Annotated in this window: 18 protein-coding genes; 11 read left to right on the forward strand and 7 right to left on the reverse strand. The window is 65.4% G+C overall.

The window, feature by feature from the left end:
- Complete coding sequence (gene ppgS, locus AC51GR_RS22100; protein ID WP_496326805.1) at positions 1–717, reverse strand: polyprenyl-phospho-N-acetylgalactosaminyl synthase PpgS; 717 nt, start codon at positions 715–717, stop codon at positions 1–3.
- A 123-nt stretch (positions 718–840) separates the two neighbouring features.
- Between ppgS and AC51GR_RS22105 the strand changes: the two genes are divergently transcribed.
- Complete coding sequence (locus tag AC51GR_RS22105; protein WP_496326951.1) at positions 841–1,701, forward strand: glycosyltransferase family 2 protein; 861 nt, start codon at positions 841–843, stop codon at positions 1,699–1,701.
- On the opposite strand, the gene AC51GR_RS22110 is transcribed toward AC51GR_RS22105, so the two are convergent.
- Complete coding sequence (locus AC51GR_RS22110; RefSeq protein ID WP_496326806.1) at positions 1,645–2,889, reverse strand: polysaccharide biosynthesis protein; 1,245 nt, start codon at positions 2,887–2,889, stop codon at positions 1,645–1,647. The two genes, AC51GR_RS22105 and AC51GR_RS22110, sit on opposite strands and share 57 nt — an antisense overlap.
- Positions 2,890–4,254: a M1 family metallopeptidase gene (locus AC51GR_RS22115; protein ID WP_496326807.1), complete on the reverse strand. Its 1,365-nt coding sequence runs from the start codon at positions 4,252–4,254 to the stop codon at positions 2,890–2,892.
- A 196-nt stretch (positions 4,255–4,450) separates the two neighbouring features.
- Here AC51GR_RS22115 and AC51GR_RS22120 point away from each other — a divergent pair, with 196 nt between their 5' ends.
- Positions 4,451–4,873 (forward strand): DoxX family protein, encoded by a 423-nt coding sequence (locus tag AC51GR_RS22120; RefSeq protein WP_496326808.1) that lies wholly within the window; start codon positions 4,451–4,453, stop codon positions 4,871–4,873.
- Positions 4,874–4,878: 5 nt separating this feature from the next.
- Here the strand turns inward: AC51GR_RS22120 and AC51GR_RS22125 are convergent, their stop codons facing one another.
- Entirely contained in the window at positions 4,879–8,763 is a 3,885-nt protein-coding gene (locus AC51GR_RS22125) for a Pls/PosA family non-ribosomal peptide synthetase (protein WP_496326809.1), read from the reverse strand.
- A gap of 181 nt (positions 8,764–8,944) precedes the next feature.
- Here AC51GR_RS22125 and AC51GR_RS22130 point away from each other — a divergent pair, with 181 nt between their 5' ends.
- A complete protein-coding gene (locus AC51GR_RS22130) occupies positions 8,945–9,919 on the forward strand; it encodes an alpha/beta hydrolase (protein ID WP_496326810.1) in 975 nt (324 codons plus the stop codon).
- A 53-nt stretch (positions 9,920–9,972) separates the two neighbouring features.
- Positions 9,973–10,863 (forward strand): oxygenase MpaB family protein, encoded by an 891-nt coding sequence (locus tag AC51GR_RS22135; protein ID WP_496326811.1) that lies wholly within the window; start codon positions 9,973–9,975, stop codon positions 10,861–10,863.
- A gap of 13 nt (positions 10,864–10,876) precedes the next feature.
- Here AC51GR_RS22135 and AC51GR_RS22140 read toward each other — a convergent pair whose 3' ends face one another.
- Positions 10,877–12,769, reverse strand: a complete 1,893-nt coding sequence (locus tag AC51GR_RS22140) for an ABC transporter ATP-binding protein (RefSeq protein ID WP_496326812.1) — start codon at positions 12,767–12,769, stop codon at positions 10,877–10,879.
- A gap of 138 nt (positions 12,770–12,907) precedes the next feature.
- Here AC51GR_RS22140 and fgd point away from each other — a divergent pair, with 138 nt between their 5' ends.
- Entirely contained in the window at positions 12,908–13,915 is a 1,008-nt protein-coding gene (fgd, locus tag AC51GR_RS22145; RefSeq protein ID WP_496326813.1) for a glucose-6-phosphate dehydrogenase (coenzyme-F420), read from the forward strand.
- Between the two features lie 82 nt (positions 13,916–13,997).
- Here the strand turns inward: fgd and AC51GR_RS22150 are convergent, their stop codons facing one another.
- Positions 13,998–14,816 (reverse strand): DUF1206 domain-containing protein, encoded by an 819-nt coding sequence (locus AC51GR_RS22150; protein ID WP_496326814.1) that lies wholly within the window; start codon positions 14,814–14,816, stop codon positions 13,998–14,000.
- Between the two features lie 33 nt (positions 14,817–14,849).
- A complete protein-coding gene (locus tag AC51GR_RS22155) occupies positions 14,850–15,746 on the reverse strand; it encodes a LysR family transcriptional regulator (RefSeq protein WP_496326815.1) in 897 nt (298 codons plus the stop codon).
- A 63-nt stretch (positions 15,747–15,809) separates the two neighbouring features.
- Between AC51GR_RS22155 and AC51GR_RS22160 the strand changes: the two genes are divergently transcribed.
- Genes AC51GR_RS22160 through AC51GR_RS22185 form a run of 6 tightly spaced genes read left to right on the forward strand, consistent with a single transcriptional unit; the run spans position 15,810 to position 21,436 of the window.
- Positions 15,810–16,757 carry a DMT family transporter gene (locus AC51GR_RS22160; protein WP_496326816.1) on the forward strand — a complete coding sequence of 316 codons (948 nt, stop codon included), beginning with the start codon at positions 15,810–15,812 and terminating at the stop codon, positions 16,755–16,757.
- Positions 16,758–16,767: 10 nt separating this feature from the next.
- Positions 16,768–17,337, forward strand: coding sequence for a TetR/AcrR family transcriptional regulator (locus tag AC51GR_RS22165; RefSeq protein WP_496326817.1), 570 nt, complete (start codon positions 16,768–16,770; stop codon positions 17,335–17,337).
- A gap of 29 nt (positions 17,338–17,366) precedes the next feature.
- Positions 17,367–19,454: a phosphate acetyltransferase gene (gene pta, locus AC51GR_RS22170; protein ID WP_496326818.1), complete on the forward strand. Its 2,088-nt coding sequence runs from the start codon at positions 17,367–17,369 to the stop codon at positions 19,452–19,454.
- The gene (locus AC51GR_RS22175; protein WP_496326819.1) at positions 19,447–20,643 is read left to right on the forward strand and encodes an acetate kinase; all 1,197 of its coding nucleotides are present in this window, start codon (positions 19,447–19,449) and stop codon (positions 20,641–20,643) included. Before pta ends, AC51GR_RS22175 begins: the two co-directional genes overlap by 8 nt.
- Positions 20,640–21,032 (forward strand): FAS1-like dehydratase domain-containing protein, encoded by a 393-nt coding sequence (locus AC51GR_RS22180; protein ID WP_496326820.1) that lies wholly within the window; start codon positions 20,640–20,642, stop codon positions 21,030–21,032. The genes AC51GR_RS22175 and AC51GR_RS22180 overlap by 4 nt, the downstream gene beginning before the upstream one ends.
- Positions 21,029–21,436 (forward strand): MaoC/PaaZ C-terminal domain-containing protein, encoded by a 408-nt coding sequence (locus AC51GR_RS22185; RefSeq protein WP_496326821.1) that lies wholly within the window; start codon positions 21,029–21,031, stop codon positions 21,434–21,436. The genes AC51GR_RS22180 and AC51GR_RS22185 overlap by 4 nt, the downstream gene beginning before the upstream one ends.
- Positions 21,437–21,443 lie beyond the last annotated feature (7 nt).

Here is a 21,443-nt window from a genome sequence, read left to right on the forward strand (position 1 = left end):
CTACCGCCTCATCCGGCCACCGAGCAGGCCGTCGCTCAAGATGTTGACACCGTTGAGCAGCGACTGGCCCTTGGCCATCGAATACTCGGTGTAGAGGATGGTCACCGGTTGTTCGGCCACCCGCCACTTGTACTCATCGATGAGCGCGACGAACTCCGACGCGTGGCTCATCCCGTTCATGATCAGGTCGAGTTGACCGGCCACCGTGGAATTGAAGACGCGCAGTCCGTTGTGGGCGTCGGTCAGACCCATCCGGCGGGTCCGGGGACTGAGGAAGACGATGGTGCGCAGTGCCATCCGCTTGATCACCGGGACGCTCTTGCTGCGGTCTTCGGCAAAGCGGGTGCCGATCACGATGTCGAGTGGCTCGTTGCGCAGCTGTTCGAGCATGGCGACCACATCGTCGACCTGGTGCTGTCCGTCGGCATCGAACGTCACGAAGTATCGGGCTCCGGGCTGCGCCCTCGCATATTCGACACCGGTCTGGATCGCGGCGCCCTGGCCGAGGTTCACCGGGTGACGGACGAGATCGGCACCCGAGGCCCGAATCTCGGAGACGGAGTTGTCCTTGCTGCCGTCGTCGACGCAGACGATGTTCGGGAACGTCTTCTTCGCCGCGGTGATCACCGATCGGATCACCGGTTCCTCGTTGAACACCGGAACGATCAGCCAGACGTCGGAATTGCCGGTGCCGGCGGGTGAGACAGTGATGATCACACCTCCACGCGCACATCGACAAGGTACCGAAACAGGTCCCGGACAACCCAACCGCTGTCGGGCCGATAGGCAGTCTATCGGTCTCGCCGCTGTACGCTGCGGAGCGTGCCAGCTGTCGACGTCATGTTGCCGTTCTACGGTGACGTGGATCAACTGAAAGCCGCGGTCCGTAGCGTGCTGGATCAGACCTTCACGGACTTCCGGCTGGTGGTGGTCGACGATCAGTACCCCGACCCCGAGCCCGCTCGCTGGCTGCAATCACTCGGTGACGTCCGGGTGCACCACCTCCGCAACGACGTGAACCTCGGCGTCAACGGAAACTTCCGGCGTTGTGTCGACCTCGTCGAGGCTCCCGCGTTCACACTCATGGGCTGCGACGACATGATGGCGCCCGAACATCTGGCCACGGCGCTGGACGCACTCGAGGCGCATCCGGCTGCGGCGGTCGTCCAACCCGGTGTGCAGGTCGTCGATGTCGACGACTCCGTCGTGCAGCCGCTGGGTGACCGGGTGAAGGCCCGGATGACACCCCAGGCGCCGGCCGTCCTACAGGGTGAGGCGCTGGCCGCGAGTCTGTACCGCGGCAACTGGACGTACTTCCCGTCCCTGGTCTGGCGGACCTCGGCGGCCAAACCGATCGGCTTTCGGCCCGGGCTCGAGATCGTGCTCGACCTGGCCCTGCTGGTCGACATCGCGCGGTCGGGCGGTGCGCTGGTCCTCACCGACCGCGTCACCTTCTCCTACCGCAGGCACACCGGCTCGGTGAGCTCGCTGCAGGCCGTCGACGGCAGGCGTTTCGACGAGGAACGCGCCTTCTTTTCGGGCGAGGCACAGCGGTGTGTGGAGATCGGCTGGCCCGATGCGGCCCGTGCCGCGCGCCGCCACCTGACCTCCAGGTTGAACGCGGCGACCCTGGTGCCCGCAGCATTACTCGGCAGGCAGTGGCCGGTTGTCTCCGTGCTCGCGCGGCACGTTGTCCGCTGAGGCCGACCGCGCGGCCCACAGGTGCACGGCCATCCCGATCAACGGCCCGGCGATGAGGGCGACCGAGACCCGCACCTCGAGGTCGGCCGGTACGAACAGCAGGGCGACGCTCGCGGCGGTGGCCACCCACCAGCCGGCCGCGTAGAGACGGTGCTGCCCGACGGCCAGCGCCATCGCACCGGTCAGCGTGAGCACCGCCATCGCCACCGCGCCAATGGTCAGCGCGGCGATGGTGACACCCGAGAGGCGGTAGTCGCCGCCGAAGACGGTCTCGAGCAGCCACGGACCGACCAGCCAGGCCAGGGCCGCGCCGATCACGCCGACCCCGGTCACGATCAGCAGCGGGGTCATCAATGACGCCACCACCCGGTGGCGATTCTCGACGAACCGGCTGATCAGGACGCCCTGAAAGCTGTTCAGTGGCACCAGCAGTGGAGCCCGGGTCAGGGTCACCGCCAGGATCACGGCCCCGGCAACAGAGTCGAGGTCGCCGGAGGTGGACAGTTTGATCAGCACCGGGAAACCCATGACGAGGGCGGCACTGGCGAGCGCGGCGGCCATGGCCGTGAAGGTGTTTCGGGTCAATTCCCGGACCGCGACATCGCCGCGGGCACCCAGTGCCTCCCGGGCCGGCCGCAGGCACAGGACGACAATCGCCGACGACACCGTGCCCGCCACGGTCATCACCAGGAACGCGAACAAACCCCAGCCGGCGATGACGGCAATGATGGTCAGTGCCAAGCGGATCAGCGCATCGACGATGAGCAGTGCGGCAAAAGGTCCCCACCTGCCGAGTCCGGACAGGGCACCGCCGAGACCGGCGTAGACCCCGAACGCCGCGACACCCGCGGCGAGCAACAGCACCGATTCGATGCGGTACCACTCAAATACCGCTCCGGCCCAGCCGATCGACGTCGCCGCCACGACCAGGGCCAAGCCGATCCCGACCGCCGCGTTGAGCGGCATCAGCCGTGCGGCCTTCTCGCCCGCGTCCGCGATCCGGGCGCCCCGGATCGCGCGGGTCGTTTCCTGGAGCTGCCCGTTCTGGGTCCCGGTGACCAGTCCGTACGCGGCCCAGAACACCGCGAATGCCGCGTAGCCGTCGGCACCGAGGGCGCGGGCCGCGAGGAGCAGTACCAGATAGCCGGACACCGCGGCGATCACGGTCGCCAGGGCCACCCGACTCATCTAGACACCCGGGTACGCCGGCAGCGGCTTCTCGTCGAGCCAGCGCTGCCACAGTTCGTTCAGCGGCTCCGGGCTGTGTTTGGCGGCGAGGCCGGTGAAGTCGGCCGAGGTGACGGAGCTGTAGCGGTAGTCCCTCGTCCACTCCCGGAGAAGATCGAAGAAGTTGTTGTCGCCAAGTCGTTTTCGCAGTGCATGCAGAGTCAGTGCGCCACGTTTGTAGACCCGGTCGTCGAACATGTTCTTGGGTCCCGGATCGCCGATCACCAGATCCATGGGGGATGCCGCCAACCGCCCGTAGTATTTACGGGCCTGGGCCTCGGCACTGAGCCCGCCCGAGGCCTCCGACCACAGCCATTCGCTGTAGCAGGCGAATCCCTCGTGTAGCCAGATGTCTTTCCACCGACTCAGCGTCAGTGAGTTACCGAACCACTGATGAGCCAATTCGTGGGCGATCAGTCGCTCGGACGATCCGGAGCCGTCGCAGTGGTTGGCGCCGAAGATCGACATGCCCTGGGCCTCGAGCGGGATCTCGAGTTCGTCGTCGGTGACCACCACCGAGTACTCCGGGAACGGATAGGGCCCGAACAGGTCGACGAACACCTCCATCATCGACCGCTGCTTGACGAAGTCGAGGTCGAATTCTTTGCGCAGCCGCGGCGGGATCACCGCGTGGATGGGAACGGGCTTGGTGCTGAGTGTCTTTCGGGTGTACGCGCCGATCTGAACGGTGGCCAGGTAGGACGCCATCGGCTCGATCTGCTCGTACACCCAGGTGGTCTGAGCGGCCTTGGTGCGCTTGCTCTTGAGGACGCCGTTGGCGATCGCCATGAAGGGACTGTCGGTGGTGATCGAGATCCCGTACGCGGCTTTGGAACTGGGATGGTCGTCGCAGGGGAACCAGGATGCGGCGCCGTTGGGCTGGCCGGCGACCAGCGAACCCTCGGTGAGCTCTTCCCAGCCGACCTCGCCCCACTGGCCGCGGATCGGCTTCGGATTGCCGGCGTACTTGATGACGATGATCATCCCGCCGCCGGCCGGCAGATCGGTGGCCAGCGTGATGGTGAGTTTGTGACTGCGGTGTGTGTAGCGGGCCGGACGCTTGCCGTTGACGGTGACGCGTTCGACCTTGAGGGCCGATGACAGGTCGATACTGAAGCGGCTCAGGTTGCTGACGGTGGTCGCGGTGATGGCGGCGACACCGGCGAGCCGATTGGTCGCGACCTTGTATTCGAGGTCGAGGTCATAGCGGGAAACCCGGTATCCGAGATTGCCGTTGGCTGGCAGATACGGGTCGATTCCATCAGATGGGTCACCCAATATCGACTGTCCTGACCGTGAGGATCGCCTGCCGCATTTACCTGGCACAAATCCTCCTGTTCGGTTCCGATCTGCATCGTCGATCGAGTTCAATGGCTCCGGGGTGGGCATCTGAGACGTTGCAACGGCAATTCGTGATCGCTCGTGACGTTACATGGCCACCCTGGCGATGGTGTCTCAAGACCCGTGGGCACACGGCCGGCGAAGTCGACGTACTTTCTTTCGAGGATAAGGACCTACAGTCATGGTTACATCGAGAAGCTTCGCATCCCTGATCGCACGTGTGATCCTGGGCATAATTTTCATCTTCCATGGGTGGCAGAAGTTGAGCACCAACGGAATCGATGCCACCGAGGCGTACTTCAGGTCGCTGGACATCCCTGCGCCCGCTGCCGCGGCCTGGTACTCCGCGCTGGTCGAGTTCGGTGGTGGCATCCTGCTCATCCTGGGTGTACTGACGCCACTGGTCTCGCTGTTGTTGATCGCCGATATGATCGGCGCAATTTTCTACGCCCACATCGACAACGGATTCTGGAACGCCGACGGCGGGTATGAGCTCCCGCTCGCCCTGATCGCCGGACTGGTGGCCGTCGGACTCGCCGACACCGGCCGTGTCGGAGCCGACGGTTACCTGATGAACCGCCGCCGACGTCGCACCCGGGTGTAGCAGCACTAGTTCCACGGTGCGATCGGATTCCCTTGCCAGCGGGTGGAATCGGGGACCACATCGCCTCGCATGACCAGTGAGGCGGGTCCGACGGTGGCACCGGCTCCCAGCCCGGAGGCCGGGAGCGCGACGCAGTGTGGTCCGAGTGTGGCGCCGGGCCCCAGGACGACCTCGTCCATGGCCATCACCCGGTCATGGAAGAGGTGCGTCTGGACAACGCAACCGCGTTGCACGGTGGCGCCGTCGCCCAGGGTCACCAGATCGGCCTCGGGTAGCCAGTAGGTTTCGCACCAGACGCCCTTGCCGATGTGGGCGCCGAGCATCCGCAGCCAGACGTTGAGGATGGGTGTTCCGGTCGCCGCGTTCGCGAACCAGGGCGCGGCGACCGTTTCCACGAAGGCATCCGAGAGTTCGTTGCGCCAGACGAACGAGCTCCACAACGGATATTCGGTGGCCCGGATGCGGCCGACGACAATCCATTTGGCGGCGGCGGCGATGCAGCAGGCGGCGGCGCCGGCAATCAGCAGCACCAGCCCGCTGACGAGGGCCGCCACGTAATAGTTGGTCTCCACGACGACGTACTGCAAGGCGATCAGAACCAGTAATCCCAGGCCGAAGCTGACCATCACCGGGATCAGTCGCATCGTCTCCACCGTCGCGCGGGCGATCTTCAGTCTCGTGGGGGGATCGAATGTCCGGGACGTGTCGGTGCGGGCCGCGGACCGCCGCAGACGAACCGGTGGACTGCCCAGCCAGCTCGATCCCGATTTCGCCTTGCTCGGTGTCGCCGACAGGACGGCGACCAAGGAGTTCTTCGGGACCTTGCGGCCGGGGCCGGTCATGCCGGAGTTACCGAGGAAGGCACGTTTGCCGATCTTGGCCTCGTCGATGTGCATCCATCCGCCGCCGAGTTCGTACGACGCGACCATCGTGTCGTCGGCCAGGAACGCGCCGTCGCCGACGGTGGTGAACTTCGGGATCACCAGGGCGGTGGAGATCTCGGTGCCCTTGCCGATGTCGGCGCCCAGGATCCGGAACCAGACCGGGGTCAGCAGCGAGGCATAGAGCGGGAACAGAAAGGTCCGGGCCGAATCCATCAACCGCTCGGTCGCCCAGACCTGCCAGCCGACCCGGGAACGCACCGGGTGATAGCCCTTGTGCATTCCGATCGACAGCAACCGCACCAGGACCACGGTGATCACGGCGAACACCAGCAGGCTCAGCAGTGTCGCGGCGGGGAGCAGTGCCATCGCGCGCAGCGTCACCGACTCGAGGTCGTCGGCACGGCCCGCCCAACTGCCGATGATCGTCAGGCCCGCGGCCAACGAGACCAGCGGAACCCCGGCCAGCAACACCGACGACACCCCGAAGACAGGCACCCAGTAGCTGCGCCTCGCGGGCCGTTCCTCCGGCCAGGGGCGCTGGGCCTTACCGGTCTTGACCGCAGGCGAACCGGCCCAGCGTTGGCCGCCCTTGACCCGGCCCATCACGGCCGAACCCGGTGCGATCTCGGCGCCCGCGCCAATTCTCGCTCCCGGCAACAGCGTTGATCGCGAACCGATACTGGTGCCGGCACCGATCTCGATCTCGCCGATGTGGACCACGTCCCCGTCGATCCACCAGCCGGACAGGTCGACCTCCGGCTCCACCGAGCAGCCGTCGCCGAGTGTGATCATGCCCGTCACCGGCGGCAACGTGTGCATGTCGACGTCACGGCCGATCTGGGCGCCGAGCGAACGGGCGAAATAGATCATCCAGGGGGCTCCGGACAGATTCGCGGCACCACTGGCCTCGGTCAGGCGTTCGGCGATCCACAGCCGTAGATGGACCGATCCGCCGCGCGGATGATCCCCGGGTCGGACCCCGACCAGCAACAGACGGATGCCCGCCGCGGCGGTGAGCATCCGGCCCAGTGGGGTGATGAAGATGATGAAGGCGGCCAGAACGATCCACCAGTTCAGCGGCTGGATCCAGGACGAATCGAAGGCCGCCGACAGGACGTTGTTCACGATGGCCAACCAGGTCGCCCATTGCAGACCGGTCAAGGTGGTCAGCGGTACGGACAGCGCGACCTGGGCCAGTCCGGTTCGGCGCGGGGTCGGCTCTACGATCCGCGGTTCGACCACCGCGCCCGGGTTGAGGTCGTCGAGCATCTGCGCCAGTGAACCGAGCCGGGGGTGGTCGTAGAGGTCGGCGACGGTGACGGTGGGGAATCGCTGGCGCAGAACGGTCACCAGTTGGGCGGCCGCGAGCGAGCCGCCGCCTTCGGAGAAGAAGTCGGCCTTCGCGTCGGTGATACCGACGCCGAGCACCGTTGCCCAGTGCCCGGCCAGCCAGGCCTCGGTCGCACTGAGGTCGCCGCCGGCGGCCTCGCCGTCACCGGAGGGCAGCGGCCAGGGCAGTGCGTCGCGGTCGACTTTGCCCGAGGTCCGGGTGGGCAGGTCGTCGACCAGCACCAGGCGCGGGATCAGCGCGGCCGGCAAACGATCGGTGAGCTGATCGCGGGCCCGGGCCACGTCGAAATCAGGGTCGGTCGAGACGAGGTATCCGACCAGCAGTGAATTGCCGGCCGCCGATTTCCGGACGGCCGCGGCCGCACCGGCGACCCCGGGGAGATGTTGCAGGGCGTTGTCGACCTCGCCGAGTTCGATGCGGCGTCCGCCCACCTTGACCTGATCGTCGGCGCGGCCCATGAACACCAGGCCTTCGGGCTCGAACCGGACCAGGTCGCCGCTGCGGTACGCGCGTGCCCAGCCCAGGGTCTCCATCGGTGAGTATTTCTCGGCATCTTTGACCGGATCCAGATAGCGGGCGAGTCCGACCCCGCCGATCACCAGCTCGCCGATCTCACCGACGTCGACCTGTTTCTGTTCTCCGTCGACCACGGCCAGATCCCAGCCGGCCAGCGGCAGTCCGATCCGGACCGGCCGGCTGCCGTCGAGCCGGGCGGCGCACGCCACCACGGTCGCCTCGGTGGGGCCGTAGGTGTTCCACACCTCGCGTCCGTCGACGGCCAGCCGCTCGCCGAGTTCGGGCGGGCAGGCCTCACCGCCGAAGATCAGCAACCGGACCGCTTCGAGGGCTTCCGGGGGCCAGAGGGCGGCCAGCGTCGGGACCGTGGAGACCACGGTGATGTCACGCTGGACGAGCCACGGGCCCAGGTCCATGCCCGAGCGCACCAGCGAGCGGGGCGCGGGGACCAGGCAGGCGCCGTGCCGCCACGCCAGCCACATCTCCTCGCAGGACGCGTCGAAGGCGACCGACAACCCGGCCAGCACCCGGTCGCCGGGACCGAGCGGTTCGTCCTGCAGGAACAGCATGGCCTCGGCGTCGACGAACGCCGCCGCGTTGCGGTGGGTGACGGCCACACCTTTCGGCGTGCCGGTGGAGCCGGAGGTGAAGATGATCCAGGCGTCGTCCCCGATGGTCGGCGGGGTCGGGTTCGCAACGCCCGCACCGCCGGACAGACCGAGATCGGCGGGCCGCCTCAAGCCGTCGGCGCCCAGAACCGCCGCCACCCGGGCCTCACCGAACACCAGGGTGGCCCGCTCCGGTGGATCGTCCGCATCGACCGGCACATAGGCCGCACCGGCCGCGAGGGTCGACAGGATTGCCAGGTACAGCTCACGGGACCCCGACGGCATCCGGATTCCGACACGATCACCGCGCCCGATCCCTCGCGTCCCGAGCCAGGCCGCACCTTCGTTCACCAGATCCATCAGTTCGGCGTACGTCAGAATCGTGTCGCCGTCATCGATGGCCGGCGCATCCGGATGTGCCGACGCGGTCTCGGTCAGTACATCGATGAGGGTCCGTGCGGCTGGTGCCTGCGCAGACCTGCTGAACTGCGCGAGGGTCGGAGCTGTCACCAAGGGCCTTTCTGTCCACATTCGTCCGAACAAGTGTTGCAGTCCAGTCGTGGACTCACGATGCAACGAGACCACATCGGCCCGTCGCCAGGCATATCCAGGTCGGACCTATTGCTCGGCGGGCGGTGTAACTTCGCCAGAGGTTTGTCTAGAATTCACTGATCACAACGATTTGCCCTGGTCGCCGCGAAGGGGACTCGAGATGTCAGTGACTAGACATGCCCGGCCGAGCCTGCGGTCGTACCCGATCTGGATGGGCTCGCGGCTCTTCGTGAAGCCGATCCTCGCGCTCTGGCCCATCGGGGCCCTGGGGCTGCGACCGCTATACCTCATCGATGAGATCTTCGCCCTCGGACCGAAGGCAAGAACTGTGGCGCGCGAGCAGATCACCTTGGCCGGCCGACCGGTGGAATTATCGGTGCCGGCCCGCCCGAGTGGTCGTGATGAAACTGCCGCCGTGCTGTATCTGCATGGTGGGGCCCTGGTCGTGTGTGGTCTGGCCACACATCGGGCGATCGCCGGGCGGCTGTGTCAGGACACTGACCTGCCGGTGTATTCGCTTGCGTACCGGCAACTTCCGGAAGCCGGCGTGGGAACGTCCGTGGCCGACGCCTATCAGGCCTATCGCGAACTCGTTGTCGAACTAGGGTACAAACACGTTGTGGTTGCGGGTGATTCGGCCGGCGGGTTCTTGGCAGGCAAGATCGTCGAGTTTGCCCATCGTGACGGATTGACCTCCCCCACGGCCTATCTCGGGTTCTCGCCGTTGCTCGACCTCGACCTCGGCGCGAATCCCGACCGTTCGAGTCGTAGCGACGCGTACCTCCCGATCCGAAAACTGGCCGCACTGCGACCGCAATTCGACAAGGGCCCACACGAACTCGACGGGGCCAGGCGGATCGTGGATGTACCGCACCACGCGTTCCCGCCGACCATCGTCATCACTGCCGAGGACGAGATGCTCGAGCCGGACGCGCTGGAGCTGGTGGAGTCGCTGGCCGCAGCCGGCGTGACGTCGCAGATGCACAGTTATGCCTGGCAGGTTCACGCCTTCCCGGCGCTCGCGGGGCGCCATCCCGAGTCGCTGCGCGCGATCGCGATGGCGGCGCGGTTCGCCAAAGACGCGGTCGCAACGGCCGCGCGTGGCGGGCAGGCCCCGTTGCGCGGTGTCAGCTGACAACTGTTGGCACAAACTTCCGAATCTGTTCCATCGCTGCTAACGTCGGATTCATGACCGACGCAATCGACACGGCGGCCGCCACGTCAGAGCCCGATGATGCGCGCCCGGAGATCGTTGGCGCACCACTGGGCCCGGGCTCTCTGACCTGGCGTTACTTCGGTGACAACCGGGTCACACTGCTGGGTCCGCGGCCCGGCGTGCTCGAGAACATGCTGCCCGAACTCGGCCAGGCCGTGTTGGAGCATTCGGTGTTCTTCTCCGATCCCTTTGCCCGCATCAAGCGTTCGTTACCGGGGATTTACGGCACCGTCTACGCACCCGAGGGTTCGAGTGCCGGCCCGACGGTTCGCGATTTCCACCTCGACATCAAGGGAAAAATGCCCGATGGCGAGCGCTATCACGCGCTCGATCCGGAGACCTACTACTGGGCGCATGCGACGTTTGTCGACATCGTCCTGCAGGCCACCGACCGCTTCATCAAAAAGCTCAGTGATGCCGAAAAGGAACAGATCTACGCCGAATCGGTCACCTGGTATCGCCGTTACGGAGTCAGTGAACGGCCCGTTCCGGCGACGTACGCCGACTTCGTGGCGTATTGGGACCACATGGTCGACGATGTCCTCGTCCCGCACAAGACGGCGCGCTACGGCGTCGGTTTCGTCACCAAGGGTTATCCGTTGCCGCCCGGCATGAATCCGCTTGTGTGGAAGCTGATCTCACCGATCGTGAATCCGTTTGCCGCATTCATCACCACCGGGGGACTGCCGCCGCGTTCGCGTCGCCAGTTGAACCTGCCGTGGAGTGACCGGAAGGAACGCAACTACCGGCGCTTCTGTGCTGCCGTCCGGGCCATCGATCCGATCTACCGGAAGCTGCCCGTCACAGTCCGCTACAACAAGTTTGCGCTGAAGGGTTTCGCCGAGGCGGGTGTGCGGCCCTGAGGGGTGGCTGTATTCACTTGACCGGCGCGGAGTTGTTGTCCGAGAACTGGGTTCGATACAGCTCGGAGTAACGCCCGCCACGCGCGAGCAGATCGAGGTGCGTGCCACGTTCGACCACGCGGCCCTCTTCCAGGACGAGTATCTCGTCGGCCGCCCGGATGGTCGACAGTCGGTGAGCGATCACCACTGATGTCCGGTCGGCCAGCGCTTCGCCCAGTGCTTCCTGCACCGCGGCTTCCGAGGTGGAGTCGAGATGAGCGGTCGCCTCGTCGAGGATCACCACGGACGGTTGTGCCAGCAGCAATCGTGCGATGGTCAGGCGCTGCCGCTCACCGCCGGAAAGGCGGTATCCCCGCTCTCCGACAACGGTGTCGAGGCCGTCGGCCAGGCCGGCCACCAAGCCGTCGAGTCGGGCGCGGCGCAACGCGTCCCAGATGTCCTGCTCGGTGGCGTCGGGGCCGGCGAACAACAGATTCGCGCGGACCGTGTCGTGGAACAGATGTCCGTCCTGGGTGACCAGCCCGATCGAGCGATGCAGCGATCCGCTCTCGATGTCCCGAATGTCTGTGCCGCCCAGCAGGATCGAACCTTCGTCGACGTCGTACAGTCGCGTGGCCAGCTGTGCCACCGTTGACTTCCCGGCGCCGGAACTGCCGACGAGGGCGACCATCTTGCCGGGTGGCACCGTGAACGACACATCGTGGATGACCTCTTCGCCGCCACGGGTGTCGAGGATCGCGACCTCTTCGAGCGAGGCCAGTGAGACCTTGTCGGCCGACGGGTACGCGAAACGGACGTGGTCGAAGGTCAGCGATTGTGGTCCGGCCGGGGCGGTCACGGCGTCGTCCTTGTCGGTGATCAGCGGCGGCAGATCGATGACCTCGAACACGCGCTCAAAACTGACCACTGCGCTCATGATCTCGACCCGGGCGTTGGCCAGTGCGGTCAGCGGTGCGTACATCCGGGTCAGCAGCAGGGCCAACGACACCACGGCGCCGGCGTCCAGATGTCCGTTGACCGCGAGGTAGCCGCCCAGGCCGTAGACCAGTGCCAGTGCCAGCGCCGAGACCAGTGTCAGCGAGGTGACGAAGATGCTCTGGGCCAGTGAGCGGCGGACGCCGATGGCCCGGACCTTGTCGGCCCGGATGGCGAACTCGTCGGATTCGTGGTCGGGGCGTCCGAACAGCTTGACCAGGGTCGCGCCCGGGGCCGAGAACCGCTCGGTCATCTGGGTGGACATCAGGGAGTTGTATTCGGCGGCCTCCCGGGACAGCGCTTGCATCCGCTTGCCCATGCGCCGGGCGGGTACGACGAACAACGGCAGCAGGATCAGTGTCAGCAGGGTGATCTGCCAGCTGATCGTCAGCATCACGGCAACCGTCAGTGTCAGCGTGACGATGTTGGACACCACCCCCGAAAGCGTGTCGGAGAACGCCCGCTGCGCACCGATGACATCGTTGTTGAGTCGGCTCACCAGGGCGCCGGTCCGGGTCCGGGTGAAAAATGCGACCGGCATCTTCTGGACGTGGTCGAACACCGCTCGGCGCAGGTCGTAGATCAGACCCTCGCCGATGGTGGACGACAACCAGCTCACCACGAGTCCGGCCCCGGCCTCGGCGAGCGCGATCAGTGCGATCAGAACCGACAGCCACACCACGGTCGACGCGACACCCCCGTCGACGACCTGGTTCACCACCTGCCCGGCCAGGATCGGCGTGAGCACGGTCAGGACCGCGACCACCACACTCAGGATCATGAACACGGCGAGCTTGCCCCGATGTGGCGTGGCGAACGCCAGGATCCGGCGCACCGTGACGCCTCGGTTGCCCCGCTGCCTCTCCCGGTCGAGGTCGGGCCCGTTCGCCGACCGGTACATCGTGCTCCAGGCCACTGACTCCATGCTCATGCCGTCAACTGTAGAAGTTAAAGCTCGCTTGAAGTCAAACCGCTGGTGAGGTGCTGTTCTCATCGGCCTGTGAGTGCTCCCGCCGACGCATTGTGGTCAACTGGAATCAAAGGTGCACATAGTGACGAGGGAGACACGGTGGTTTTGCGACTCGGGTACAAGGCTTCGGCGGAACAATTCAATCCTCGTGAGTTGGTCGAGATCGCGGTGGCCGCGGAAGAGCACGGCATGGATTCGGTTGCGGTCTCGGACCATTTCCAGCCGTGGCGACACAACGGAGGCCATGCCCCGTTCTCGCTGGCCTGGATGGCCGCGGTGGGTGAGCGCACCAACCGGGTGCAGATCGGTACCTCGGTGATGACCCCGACATTCCGGTACAACCCGGCGGTCATCGCCCAGGCGTTCGCCTCGATGGCGTGCATGTATCCGGGGCGCATCATGCTCGGTGTCGGAACCGGTGAGGCACTCAACGAGTACGCCACGGGATTCCAGGGTGAATGGCCCGAGTTCAAGGAGCGGTTCGCGCGGCTGCGAGAAGCGGTCAAGTTGATGCGTGAGCTGTGGACCGGTGAAGAGGTCAACTTCGACGGCGAGTTCTACAAGACGCAGGGCGCGTACATGTACGACATCCCCGAGCAGCCGGTGCCGGTGTACATCGCCGCCGGTGGTCCGGTGGTGGCCCGCTATGCCGGTCGCAGCGGTGACGGTTTCATCTGTACCTCGGGCAAGGGCATGGAGCTCTACACCGAGAAGCTGATCCCGGCGGTGAAGGAAGGCGCCGAGAAGGCAGAGCGCAATTTCGAGGACATCGACCGGATGATCGAGATCAAGATCTCGTACGACCCCGATCCCGAACTGGCACTGGAGAACTGCCGCTTCTGGGCGCCGTTGTCGCTGACGCCGGAGCAGAAGCACAGTGTGAACTCGTCGACGGAGATGGAGCGCCTTGCCGACGAGCTGCCCATCGAGCAGGTCGCCAAGCGCTGGATCGTCGCCTCCGATCCCGACGAGGCCGTCGAGAAGGTCAAGGCGTACACCGATGCGGGCCTGAACCACCTGGTGTTCCATGCCCCCGGCCACGATCAGGCCCGGTTCCTGACCAACTTCCAGAACGATCTCGAACCCCGCCTGCGCAAGCTGGGCTGACCCGCCCCCCCGACACCGAAAGTGTGCCCTTTTGGCGAACAAAACCCCAGGTGGGGGCCGCCAAAAGGGCACACTTTTGGGTTTACATGCGTGAGTAGCGGGCCATCGCGAAGCTGTACAGGCCGTATGCGGCGATCCCGAGTGCTGCGACAACCAACAGGAACTGGCCGAACGGTGCCTCGCCGAGGGTCTTGACCGCACCGTCGATCCCGGTTGCCTTGGACGGATCCGACTTGATCGACGCGACGATCACGAGGATCCCGGCACCCACCAGGACCAGCCCTTTCGCGGTGTATCCGACGACACCCAGCGGGGTGACGACGGAGCTTTCGGAAATCTTGAGGTCGTCGAGGAAGTTCTTGGTGACGCCTTTGTAGATGTGATATCCGCCGATGGCGATGATGATCAGTCCGACCACCACGAGCAAAGTCTTACCTGCCGTGTTCTCCATCAGCCGCGCGGACAGGCCGGCGTTCTGTTTGCCGCTCGATTGGCCGCTTCCACGGGCGAACTGCACCGCCGAGATGGTGAACCCGATGTAGACAACCGCCACACCGGCCGACTTCGCGCGATCGAAGAGCCCGGACATGCCCGAATCGCCGCTGCCCGGTTCGCTGGCATGCTGGCCGACGATGGTCTCGGCGATGCGCCAGAGTGCCATGGCGGCGAAGGCCACGGCGGCGATCCACAGCACCACCGCGCCGCCGGATTTGTCGGACAGCGTCCCCAGGGCCCCTGATTGGTCGGCGCTGCCGCCGGACCCGAACGCCAGCCGCAGGATGATGTAGGCGATCAGCAGGTGCAATAACCCGCTGACGACGTGGCCGCCACGTGCGGCCCGCTCGAAGAGATTGCTGTCGGTGGCTCGATCCACCGCACCGGATACTTGGTTGTTGGCCATGAGTCACCTCACCACACTCGGGGCCGGCGTGGGTCAGGCCGCCAGCGGAGTTGCGACGCGCTCGCGTAGAAGTTCGAGGATCCGCTGCACCGCGGGGTTGCCGCGGACGGCCTGACGCGTTCGTACCGAAATGGTCCGCATCGGCGTCGGGTTGATCAGCGGCCGACTGACCACGCCCGGCGGCAATATCCCGGCGCCCAGCGCGGGCAGCACCGTGACCCCGACACCGGCCGCGACAAAACTGATCGCGGTCGGATAGTCGTGGGTCTCGATGTGAAAGCCGGGACTGAAACCCACCACCGAGCAGGCGTCGAGGAGGGCCTGTCGGCACGGCCCGCGGGAGACGTCGTTGTCGACCCACTGCTCGTCGCGCAGGGTATCGAGGTCGATCTGTTCGCGTCCGGCGAGCGGATGGTCGTCGCGCAGCACCACCACATAGGGCTCGGCGAGCAGCTGCTCGACGTCGTAGCCACGCAGCGACGTGGAGGCGGCGCCCTCGACATAGATCTCGACGTCCGGGTCACCCGAATTGTCGTGTGCCAACTCGACCAGCCGCAGATCCACTCGCAGGTCGGGGTATTCGCGGGTGAGCGTCGCGATGATCGGGGGGATCCAGGCGGCGCCCGCCGAGGAGAAATAGCTGACGGACAGACTGCCCACCCGACCCGAGCGCAGGTCGGCGACGAGGGATTCGAGTTCGGCAAGACGCTCGAGAACCTTGGCGGCCTCACCGGCAACCGTCAGCCCGACCGCAGTGGGTTTGATGCCCCGGCCATCCTTTTCCATCAGCGTCAGGCCGGTCTCTTTCTGCAGGGCCGTCAGGTGCTGACTGATCGCCGACGGGGTGTATCCGAGCGCTGTGGCCGCTTCGTTGATGGAACCGGCAGCCACCACGGCTCGGAAGATTCGCAAACGATGGACGTCCAACATCCCCTCAATGTACAGCTGTACTGAAATGACAACAAGTAAAAGTCACTTGTGCTTACGGGTGGCATGGGTGAAAGTAGGAGTCATGAAGGCAGGCAGGTCGTGAGGGCAGCACTGGCGAACAACCTGGCGGTGGTCGCCGCCGCGGTGACCGTCCTGCTCTGGGCATCGGCGTTTGTGGTCATCCGGTTCGTCGGGGAGAGCTTGTCCCCGGGCCCGATGACCGTGGCGAGGCTCGGTGTCGGTTCGGTTGTCCTGGTGATCATCGCCCTGCGTTACCGCCGCCCGCTTCCCCGGGGCAAGGCGCTGTTGCTGGTCATCGGCTACGGGCTGGTCTGGTTCGCCGGCTACACCGTGCTCCTCAACTGGGCCGAACAGCATCTCGATGCCGGGACCGCGGCCCTACTGGTGAACTTCGCCCCGATCCTGGTGGCGGTCTTTGCCGGCCTCTTCATGGGCGAGGGCTTTCCGCGGCAACTGGTGATCGGCATCCTGGTGGCATTTTCCGGCGTGCTCCTGATCGCGCTCGGTGGGTCCGGAGGCAGCAACAACGACCGGCTCGGGATCATCCTGGGGCTGATCACCGCCGTGCTCTACGCGATCGGCGTGCTCATGCAGAAAGTGGCGCTGCGGACAGTCGATGCCGTCACCGCGACCTGGGTGGGATGCGTCGCCGGGCTCCTGGCCACCCTGCCCTTCGCCCCGCAGGCCGTTTCCGAACTGTCGGAGGCCTCGACCGGGGCAATCGCGGGAGTGATCTTCCTCGGCGTGGGACCCACCGCCATCGCATTCCTCACCTGGGCGTATGCCCTCTCACGGACCGATGCCGGAAAGATGGCGGCCACCACGCTGGCGGTGCCCGCGATCGCGATCGTCCTGTCCTGGATCTTCCTGGGTGAGGTCCCGACGCTGCTCGGACTGGTCGGTGGCGCGATGGCGTTGGCCGGAGTGGCGATCAGCCGTCGCCGCGGCCGAGTCCGTCCACAATCGCCAGAACCAGCGGTGACCTCCTAATCTCAGGGGTATGGATCGAGATCGGATGGTCGACGTCGCCATCGCCGTCGTGGAGCGTTTCGGCGCCCGGGCGCTGAGCCTGACGTCTGTGGCGCGGCACGCCGGTGTCGGCCGAGCGACCGCCTACCGGATGTTCGGGGGCCGCGACGAGCTGGTTCAGGCGATCGTCGAACGTGAGGTCGAAAGCCTCGGTGACCTGATCTCGGGATGGATCGCCTCGGAGACCGACCCGGCCGCCAAGGTCTCCACGATGATCGTCAACGTCCTGGCGTACATCCGGGAACACGAAGCGCTGCAGTACGTTCTGCGCAACGAGCCGGAAGAGATCATCGCCACGATCGTCGCCCGTGGGCCCGATCGCGATGCGGCCACCACCATCGTCGACATCATCGTGGCGAACAGTGTCGGAAATTTCACCGCCGAGCCGGAGCTGGAGGCCGCACTCATCCCCGACGCGCGACGCGCAACGGAGTTCATGGTTCGGGTCGTGTACTCCTACATGCTGATTCCGGGCAGTGCGATGTCAGACGAAGACGTCGCGGAGATGGTTGTTCGCTCGACGGTCCGAGTGGCCGAGTAGCGTTCGGCCGTCGGGTCTAGGGTGGGCCCATGGGCGCTTCAACGTCGAACAGCATCTACCTGGCATCGCCGGAAGGCGACACGGGCAAGTCGACCGTAGCGCTCGGGGTCTTGCACCTGCTGGCGGCCTCGGGTGGTCGGGTGGGGGTGTTCCGTCCGATTTCCAGGACAAACACCGGTCAACGCGACTACATCCTGGAACTTCTGATCGAGCACGATTCCAGCGACCTGAGCTACGAGGACTGCATCGGAGTGACCTATGAACAGGTCCATGCCGATCCCGATGGGGCCCTGAGCGAGATCGTGACCAGATTCCATGCGGTGGAGGAGCGGTGCGATTCGGTTCTGGTCGTCGGATCCGACTACACCGATATCGCCAGCCCGTCGGAATTGAGCTTCAACGCACGGATCGCGGCCAACCTCCAGACACCGATGCTGTTGGCGCTCAAGGCGGCCGGCCGCACCGAGGAGGAGGTGGTGTCGCTGGCGGAGTTGTGCCTGGCGGAGCTGGCCGTCAATCATGCCCAGGCCGTCGCGCTGATCGCGAACCGCTGCGCGCCCGATCGGTTGGCCGAGGTGAAGGCCGCTTTGGAGCGGGCCACCGGACTGCCCTCCTGGTCGCTGCCGGAGGATCCGCTGCTGGTCGCCCCCACCGTGGCGGAGCTGATGAACGAGCTCGACGGCGAAATGTACAGCGGCGATCCGGAACTACTGGGCCGGGAGGCCGTGAAGGTGATGGTCGGCGGGATGACCGTGGAGCACATCCTCGAGCGTCTCACCGACGGGATGGCCGTGATAACCCCGGCCGACCGCTCGGACGTGCTGCTCGCGTTGGTCGCAGCCAATGCCGCCGAGGGTTTCCCGAAGCTGTCCGGCATCATCCTGAACGGTGGCCTCAAGCCCCACCCCAAGATCGCCGCTCTGGTCGAGGGCCTCAACTCCGCGTTGCCCATCGTCTGCTGTGAACAGGGGACATACGAAACAGCGCGGGCCGCGGTACATGCCCGGGCCCGGATGAATGTCGATTCGGCGCGAAAGATCGACATCGCCCTCAATCTGATGGAAGCGCACGTCGATGCGGTCACGATGCTCGAGAAGCTCCAGCTGCCGATCCCCGAGGTCGTCACTCCGCAGATGTTCGAATACCAGCTGATCCAGCGCGCCCGGTCGATTCGCAAACGGATCGTCCTGCCCGAAGGTGGTGATGATCGGATCCTGCGGGCCGCCGGACGCCTGTTACGCAGGCAGGTGGCCGACCTGACCATCCTCGGTGACGAACGGGCGGTGCGTGACCGGGCGGCGGAGCTCGGGGTGGACCTGTCCGAGGCGGTGGTGGTCGATCCGGCGACATCCGATCTGCTCGACGAGTTCAGTGCGGTCTACACCGAGCTGCGCAAACACAAGGGGATGGACCTGCAACGGGCCCGCACCATCGTCCAGGATGTGTCATATTTCGGCACCCTGATGGTGCACCTCGGATACGCCGACGGCATGGTGTCCGGTGCGGCACACACCACCGCCCACACGATCCGGCCGGCGTTCGAGATCATCAAAACGGTGTCGGGTGTCTCGACGGTGTCGAGTGTGTTCTTCATGTGCCTCGCCGATCATGTTCTGGCATACGGTGATTGCGCGGTGGTTCCGGATCCGACCGCAGAACAGCTGGCTGACATCGCCATCTCGTCGGCGGCAACGGCAGCGCAGTTCGGAATCGATCCCCGGGTGGCGCTGTTGTCGTACTCCACGGGTGAGTCCGGCAGCGGCGCCGATGTGGAAAAGGTGCGCGAGGCTGCTCGACTGGCGCGGCAGCGAGCGCCAGAACTGTTGCTGGAGGGGCCGATCCAATACGATGCCGCGGTCGATCCGGCGGTCGCGAGTGCGAAGATGCCGCAATCAGATGTCGCGGGGCGGGCCACCGTGTTGGTATTCCCCGATCTCAATACGGGCAACAACACATACAAGGCCGTGCAGCGCAGCGCCGATGCCGTGGCTGTGGGTCCGGTACTGCAGGGGTTGAACAAGCCGATCAACGATTTGTCGCGAGGTGCACTGGTGTCGGACATCGTCAATACGGTCGCGATCACCGCGATCCAGGCGCAGGGGATCGCCGGTGAGTGAGATCGAGACCGTCCTGGTACTGAATGCGGGTTCCTCTTCGCTGAAATATCAGCTGGTGCAGCCTGGTTCGGGTCATGTGGTCGCACAGGGTGTGGTGGAGCGCATCGGCGAGTCGGAGGGCCGGGTGATGCTCGTCCGCGGCGATGTCGTCAACGAATACGTCGGTGAGATCGTCGACCACCAGGACGGGTTGTCGAAGGCGTTCGCCTTGTTCAAGGCCGCCGGGCACGACCTGGAATCAGAGGGCATCACCGCGGTGGGGCATCGGGTGGTTCATGGTGGTCCCGACCTCTTTCGGCCTACGGTCGTCGACGACGATCTGATCGATGCCATCAAGGGCCTGGAAGACATGGCCCCGCTACACAATCCGGTGAATCTGCTGGGGATCGAAGCGATCCGGAAGCTCTTGCCCGACGTGCCGTCGGTGGTGGTGTTCGACACGGCGTTCTTCCACGGACTCCCCGAGCACGTCGCCACATATGCGATCAATCGTGAGCTGGCGCTCGAGCACGACATTCGTCGCTACGGATTCCACGGCACATCGCACGAATACGTGTCGTCGCGCGCCGCAGAGTTCTTGGGCGTCGATGTGGAAAGCCTCAATCAGATTGTCCTGCATCTGGGTAACGGCGCATCGGCCTCTGCCATCGCGGGTGGCCGGCCGGTCGAGACGTCGATGGGATTGACCCCGCTCGAGGGTCTGGTGATGGGGACGCGAAGCGGTGACATCGACCCCGGGGTCGTGATGTACCTCAAGCGGGCGGCGGGTCTGGATGTCGGCGAGATCGACGCGGTGCTCAACCGTCGGTCGGGCCTCAAAGGGTTGTGCGGCGAGAACGACTTCCGTGCGATCACCCGGTCGATCGAGGAGGGTGACGCCGATGCGATACTGGCCTTCAACATCTACATCCACCGACTACGTAAATACATCGGCGCCTACATGGTGACGTTGGGTCGCACCGACACGATCGTGTTCACCGCGGGCGTGGGGGAGAACTCTGTCAAGGTTCGTGCGGATGCCATGGCCGGACTCGAAAACTTTGGCATCGTCCTCGATACCGAACGCAATGCTGCCAGAAGTCGTGAGCCGAGGATCATTTCAGCCGACAATTCCGCGGTGACCGTCCTGGTGGTCCCGACCAACGAAGAACTCGCGATCGCCCGGCAATCAGTGGAGGCACTCTCATGATCGTTGAAGGTACGCAGGTCTCGCCGGAGTCACCGTACGAGGTGACGCAGGCGGAGATCGACGAGGTGGTGGCGGTGATCGGTGGACCGCCCAGCCGCGGTGAAGCGCCGCCGAGTTTTGTCAACGTGGTCTTGGAGCCCGCGATCAAGTCGTTCCTGGATAACGGCGACGTGCCTCTCTCGGGCGTGGTCCACACTGCCGAAACAACGATCTACACAAGGCCTTTGAAGGCGGGAGATGTCGTGAACACCACTGTGACGGTGACCAGCGTGCGGGCGAGGGCGTCGGTCACACAATTCGAGATCATGTCGCTGGTGACCGATCTGGACGGGCAGGAGATCGTCCGGGTCAACTCGGCATTGATCTGCGAGACCGAGGCCGCCGAATGAGCGATCTCACGGTCGGGACCGAACTGTTCAACGTGTCCGAGACAATCGACCAGCAGAGAATCCGCGCCTACGCGAAGGCCGCGAAGGATGACAATCCGATTCACGTCGACGAAAAGGTCGCTGTTGCAGTAGGTCTGGCCGGACCGGTCGCGCACGGCATGTTGACGGTCGGGATCGGGGTCGGGCACGTGATGCGATGGCTCGACGGCCAACCGCGAAAATTCCTGCGATACGAGACCAGGTTCGTCAAACCTGTTGTCGTATTCGACGACGCCCCCGCGGAACTCTCGGTGACAGGCGTGGTCGGTGCGGTCTCGGACGAAGAGGTCCGCATCGACGTCCAGATGAGACTCAAAGAGAGCGGCCAGTTGGTGCTGCGGCCGTTCCGGGTGTTCGTGGCCTGACCCCCAC

The organism is Williamsia sp. z71 (assembly GCF_059553375.1).